Here is a 5,864-nt window from a genome sequence, read left to right on the forward strand (position 1 = left end):
TATTCTTAATACATAAAACTCTGACAACGAAATCAACTGAGATTGTTGTCTTAACTTTGATTAACTATATCTAGCCCTTTTATTCAACTCGATGAATAATATTTAATTTAGAATAAAAGCTCTAATATTGTGGAGCTGAGATCTTGAAATGACATCTGTAGAATATAATGACAAACAACGCCCTGTACTTGCCAAGCTCGATGACAAAGGCTCTTATATAGTTACAAAAATTAAAGTCTTTGAGCAAATTTCAGGGCCATCAACATATAATGCAACTCTACTTTCTTCCGACCTTATCTCTGATAAGTCATTGGGTAAAGTTCTCGATATTTGTTATTCACCAGGCACGGAAGGTATTCGTAAAGAAGCCAAGCGTTTCTATTCGATTATAGCTTCTATCGAAAATGCTAAATTTGACCTTAATAAGCAGCTATATACTTACAAAATAGAAGGGATTGATCCTTTGTCTATTCTTGCATATCGGACGTCTAGTCAGGTCTTCCAAGATATGACAACCAAGCAAATCATTGAAAAAGTATTATCTGATTCAGGTTTAAAGACGCATTTTAAACTTTCAATGCGAAGTGCAGGAATCAAACACCGCTATTGTAGTCAATTTAATGAAACTGACAGCGCATTCTTACAGCGTATGATGGCGAGCGAAGGCTGGCATTATCATGTTGACCATAGTAATAAAAAGCCATGTGTTGTTATTGCTGATAGCAATCAGGATTTCAAAACAGTGGAAGGCACCAGCATTGCTTATATCGCAAAAGCTAAAGATAAACGTAATGCGATTAGCCAGTGGTGTTTCAAAAACGTACTAGGAACGAGCAAGCTCTCTCTCGCTGATTTCAATCATGAGTCGGCAGAAATTATAGATAGTGGTGATCGCTTATCAAGCAGTAAATCAAAAATGAATGCACTCGCCTGCCATTTCTTTGGCCAAGGTAATGCCGATAAATCAACGATACGCGACAGTGCTAAAAAACAAATGGAGCACCTAGATAGCCAAAAAATGCTGATTAGCGCTGCTTGTTCCAATACCGTTATCAATTGTGGTCAACGCTTCAAACTTACTGATCATACAGAATCGGATTTCAATCAAGAGTATGTTATCACCCAAGCCATACACGTTATTGAAGCCAATGAAGGTGGACACAACACTGAATATAGCAATGAATTTCAGTGTGTCCCTGCAAATATCACTTGGCGACCAACGTTTCTAGCTAAACCGTCGATCTACAGTATTCAAAGCGCAGTGGTAACGGGGCCAAGCAACGAAGAAACAAACCAAGACAACCTCGGGCGTATCAAGGTGCACTTTCATTGGGATAAAAAGGGACAAACCAACGAAAAAAGCTCGTGTTGGATCCCTGTCGCTCAAGCAACAGCAAGCAATGGCTTTGGTATTCAATTTATTCCACGGGTTGGCGATGAAGTCTTAGTTAGTTTTATTGATGGAGATCCTGATAGACCAGTTGTCAGCGGATCTATTTACACCAAGAAAAACAAACCACCTTATAGCACCCCAACACAGTCAGGCATAAAAACGCGCACCACCCCAAATGGTAATAACAGCACAGCAAACGAACTGAGGTTTGAAGATAAAAAAGACAAAGAAGAAGTCTTCCTTCAGGCTGAAAAAGACTTAACGATTAATGTCAAAAAAGACAAAAAACAAACCATTGCTGGCTTAATGACGCTCGATGTCACTAAAACCATGAGCATGAAAAGTAAAGAAGCCATGTCACTCGAAAGTGAGGACACCTTTTCAAGTAAAGCAGCGAAAGACATCAGTTTAGAGTCGGATGCCAGCGTTACAACCAAAGCGGGCAAAAATGCTGAAGTTAGTGCTAGCTCAAAAGTGTCGATAGACGGCCAAACGATCGAGCTTAAAGGCAAAACTAAAATTAAACTCAGTGTTGGTGCTAACGCCATCGAAATCAGCGCAAGTGGCATTAAAATATCAGGCACACAAGTGACTATTGATGCCAAAGGCAACGCTAATATTCAAGGCACTATGGTGAAAGTAGAAGGTAAAGCCAAAGCGGATCTAAAAGGTGCGCTCGTTGGGATTAACGGCAGTGCAATGACCCAAGTAAAAGCCGGTGGTATGGTTCAAATTCAAGGCGCAATCGCGAAGGTAAACTGATGCAGTATTTAAAAATCCCCCACCACAGCGCTAATGATATTTTGAGCCTATACGAGCCAAGTGATGAATTACTGGAAATAGCAGAGCAACACAGCCAACCAGCCGCGCTGATTAATGCCACATTGGAAGCTGAGCTATTCTCGGATACGGCCATTTTCATTGCGCATGCCCTGCCCGTGCGTGAGGCTATTTGGTGGGCGTGTTGCTGTACCAGCCTTCTTAACGACTGGAATGAAGATGAATTTAACGCCATTAGAGCAGCAAAAGCATGGGTTCATACACCAGACGAAACGGCTCGTCGCTTTGCTGAACAAATGGCAATCAAAGCTGATTTACAAACTGGGGCTGGTTGGGTCGCCCAGGCTGCATTTTGGAGTGGAGGCAGCATGACTAGTCCTAGCGATCCCGTTGTCCCGCCTCCCGCTAATTTGTACTCACATGCTGTTGCTGGAGCCATAAATTTAGCAGCAGCACTGCCTGATGGCGAAAATGCGTACGAACGATACGAAACGTTTTTCAACATTGGACTGGATATTGCTCAAGGCGGCAACGGTCAAATACGCGCTCATAGTTAACTTTAAGTTTTAAGTTCATTATTTAAACCTAGTGTTTAGCACTAACAAAGAGAGGTAACGCTTTATGCTTCCAGCAGCAAGAGCAACCGACATGCACGTATGCCCAATGCAAACACCTGCATTGGTACCTATTCCACATGTTGGCGGCCCGCTTTTACCGCTTCCAACAACAGTACTTATCGGTAATATGCCTGCAGCAACGTTGGGGCAAATATGCATTTGTGTTGGCCCACCCGACAGCGTAGTAAAAGGCAGTGCCACGGTTCTGATTAACAATAAGCCCGCAGCACGTATGGGCGATACAACAGCACATGGCGGCACCATTATTATGGGAATGCCAACAGTCTTAGTAGGCGGGTAATGTTACGGGACAATCAAATTAAAAAAGCCCCACTGACTATATCAATGAGGCTTCTTAGTGGATCTTCTTTCATCCCATGAGTGCCTGCTTATATGGCAACTCGTGAGACGTGTTGTGTTAGCCGCTAACTAGTTAATTGCTAACTCAGCTTGATGCTCTTCATCTTCAGCAGACATCATACGCGTCAACATTGGTGACGCCAGCGCCATAACCACGGCAACAGCAAGCGTTACAAGACCAATATTTTGGAAGACCTCGGTATACAATGGCAGGGTTTGTAGCGGATCTGTCACGTTTTCAGGTGCAGCACTAAAGGTTGCCACATAGCCACCAATAATGAACGAAGCGGCTTGTGTCAGGAACCAAGCGCCCATAGTAAAGCCCATCAAACGCTGTGGAACTAAGCTCGCGACCATCGCAAGACCAAGACCACTGATTAATAGCTCACCCAAACTTTGGAATAAGTAAACCAATACCATCCAACCAACAGAGACCATACCCGTTTGGTCTGCAAACCATAGGCCCGCAGCAGCAATAGACAAGAAGCCAAATGCACACATAAACATACCTACTGTGAATTTACCCGGCATAGATAAATCACGGCCACGGCTTCCATAATAAGTGTATAGGTAAGCAAGAATTGGGCTACACAATACAACCCAGAATGGGTTCAATGCTTGCAGGCTAACAGGGTTAATATTGAAACCAAAGAACTCAGTACGCACGTTATAAATAGCGAAGAAGTTCAGCGACGTTGGCATTTGTGCATAAAGAACGTAGAACACGATCGCTTGTAGCATCAGTACAAATGCAACAATCATTTTCTTACGCGCCGCACCTGTTACTTTGAACGTCTCTTTCATGAAGATGCTAACAACACCAACACCAATAAGACCTAACACTAGGTTCGCCATGAAAATATTTTGCAGTAACCATGCACAAATGAAGATTGAAACAAGTGTGCCTGCTGCAACTATGCCTAGGTACTTAACATTCATTGGTGCAGAGTCAGCATCAGAGCCAATACCATCAACAGTTCGACGCAACACTACATAACTAAGCAAACTAGCAAGCAAACCAAAACCACAAATAACAAATGCCGTTGCATAGCCATAGCTTGCTGCAATCACTGGACTTAAAGACAGTGATACTAAAGAACCAATGTTAATGGACATATAGTACAGAGTGAATGCGCCATCTAAACGGCTATCGCCCTCGTCATAACACTTAGCAAGCAGGCTTGATGGGTTCGCTTTGAATAAACCATTACCTACCGCAATTGCACCAAGAGCGTAATAAATAAATGTAGGTTCAAGAATAGAGAACCCCATTAAGAAATAACCCGCAGCAAGGACGATGGCACCAAACACCATAGTACGTTTTGTACCTAATATATGGTCGCCAACGTACCCACCTACAGACACCAAACCATATACAAGCGCGGCAAATGCACCAAAAGTAACGAAAGAGTCTTGCTGTGTGAAACCTAACTGCTCAACAAAATAAACAGCAAGAATGCCCTGTAAACCGTAGTAACCAAAGCGCTCCCACAGTTCGATAAAAAATATCATCTTAAATGGCTTTGGTTGGTTAAAAATACTAACTTTATTAGACATTATAGCCTTAACCTCTAGTCTTATATGATTTGAGCGGGCATTAGACCTGCATATTGAAAGTAATAAAGTGATTTGTGTTAATGTTTCAAATTGTTACCAGTGATCACGATCACATCCATACAAATAAGATTGCATAATGAAAAAATAGTTACTGATATTTTCGTAATATAAAAAACTCAATCAAATCAATGTAATGAAAAGCATAAGTTTAGCTTATGTAAAATGGCTAGGTCATACTCTCTCGCGGTTCAGACTCTCATTCGAATAAACGAAATTGATTACAATTATTCGTATGTTCACAAGTGCAGTACTTTATGCTGTATCACGCATAGCCTTGCGATATAGTGAGATCATAAAATCATGCATAAAGTAGTAAGGATACATATGCAAGCAAGAGGAATAAAACGTAGAGAACAGCTCAAAGCTGCAACCCGCGAATTACTTATTGAAATGGACATCTCAGCTATCACTTTTGCCGATATTGCGTTACGGGCCAATGTACCTAAAAGCTCTGCATACCATTTTTACGCCAATATTGATGACATATATGCGGAAGTGGCGGCTAGCTATGGCACTGAACTACTTAATATATTATCCGTGTTACCTGATTATGATGATGTGGAACACTGGCAAGACATTGTCGACATTCTTATCGAACGATCTATTGTATTTTATGAATGTGAAACCGCGGCAAGGCAATTGATCATATCCGGTAAGACATCAGCGGCGATAAAACAGAAAGATCGTAATAATGATCTCATTCTATCCGAAAAAATTTATCATATTCTTGATAGCTTCTTCGAGTTACCACAAATAAATAACCGTTCAGATATCTTTCATATCTGGGTTGAAATTGTCGATGTGATTTTCACTTTATCTCAAATGAAGTATGGCTTTATTACCACCAGCATGGCGAATGAATCAAAACGGGCAGCTAAGGCATATCTAGGAACTTACCTGACAGAGAGCCTAGTAAAAAAACCAAAGGTCATATCAAGTATCGTACTGAGCTAAACATCATTTTCATGACTCAGCACAGATGTGCTAATATAGACCAAAAATAAAGCCCCTAATGACAAGTAATGCCGTTCACTTAAGGTGAGCGGCTTTCTTATTTTTGGCATATCGTTGAGGTCTTGGTTTTACCGTTCTTGGGA

The 5,864-nt window shown here is 41.4% G+C and carries 5 protein-coding genes; 4 read left to right on the plus strand and 1 reads right to left on the minus strand.

Annotated features, from left to right (window positions below; translation table 11 throughout):
• Positions 1–148: 148 nt before the first annotated feature.
• From ASV53_RS22185 to ASV53_RS22195, 3 genes are all read left to right on the plus strand, one after another.
• Positions 149–2,155 (plus strand): type VI secretion system Vgr family protein, encoded by a 2,007-nt coding sequence (locus tag ASV53_RS22185; RefSeq protein ID WP_094958718.1) that lies wholly within the window; start codon positions 149–151, stop codon positions 2,153–2,155.
• Positions 2,155–2,730: a DUF6931 family protein gene (locus tag ASV53_RS22190; RefSeq protein ID WP_094958719.1), complete on the plus strand. Its 576-nt coding sequence runs from the start codon at positions 2,155–2,157 to the stop codon at positions 2,728–2,730. Before ASV53_RS22185 ends, ASV53_RS22190 begins: the two co-directional genes overlap by 1 nt.
• 64 nt (positions 2,731–2,794) lie before the next feature.
• Complete coding sequence (locus ASV53_RS22195) at positions 2,795–3,091, plus strand: PAAR domain-containing protein (protein ID WP_062690602.1); 297 nt, start codon at positions 2,795–2,797, stop codon at positions 3,089–3,091.
• Positions 3,092–3,219: 128 nt separating this feature from the next.
• Here ASV53_RS22195 and ASV53_RS22200 read toward each other — a convergent pair whose 3' ends face one another.
• Positions 3,220–4,707 (minus strand): oligopeptide:H+ symporter, encoded by a 1,488-nt coding sequence (locus ASV53_RS22200; protein WP_094958720.1) that lies wholly within the window; start codon positions 4,705–4,707, stop codon positions 3,220–3,222.
• Positions 4,708–5,067: 360 nt separating this feature from the next.
• On the opposite strand from ASV53_RS22200, the gene ASV53_RS22205 reads away from it, so the two are divergent.
• Complete coding sequence (locus ASV53_RS22205; protein ID WP_094958721.1) at positions 5,068–5,721, plus strand: TetR/AcrR family transcriptional regulator; 654 nt, start codon at positions 5,068–5,070, stop codon at positions 5,719–5,721.
• The last annotated feature ends 143 nt before the right edge of the window (positions 5,722–5,864 follow it).

It is taken from the genome of Photobacterium sanguinicancri, assembly GCF_002265265.1.
GTDB classification, from domain to species: Bacteria; Pseudomonadota; Gammaproteobacteria; order Enterobacterales; family Vibrionaceae; genus Photobacterium; species Photobacterium sanguinicancri.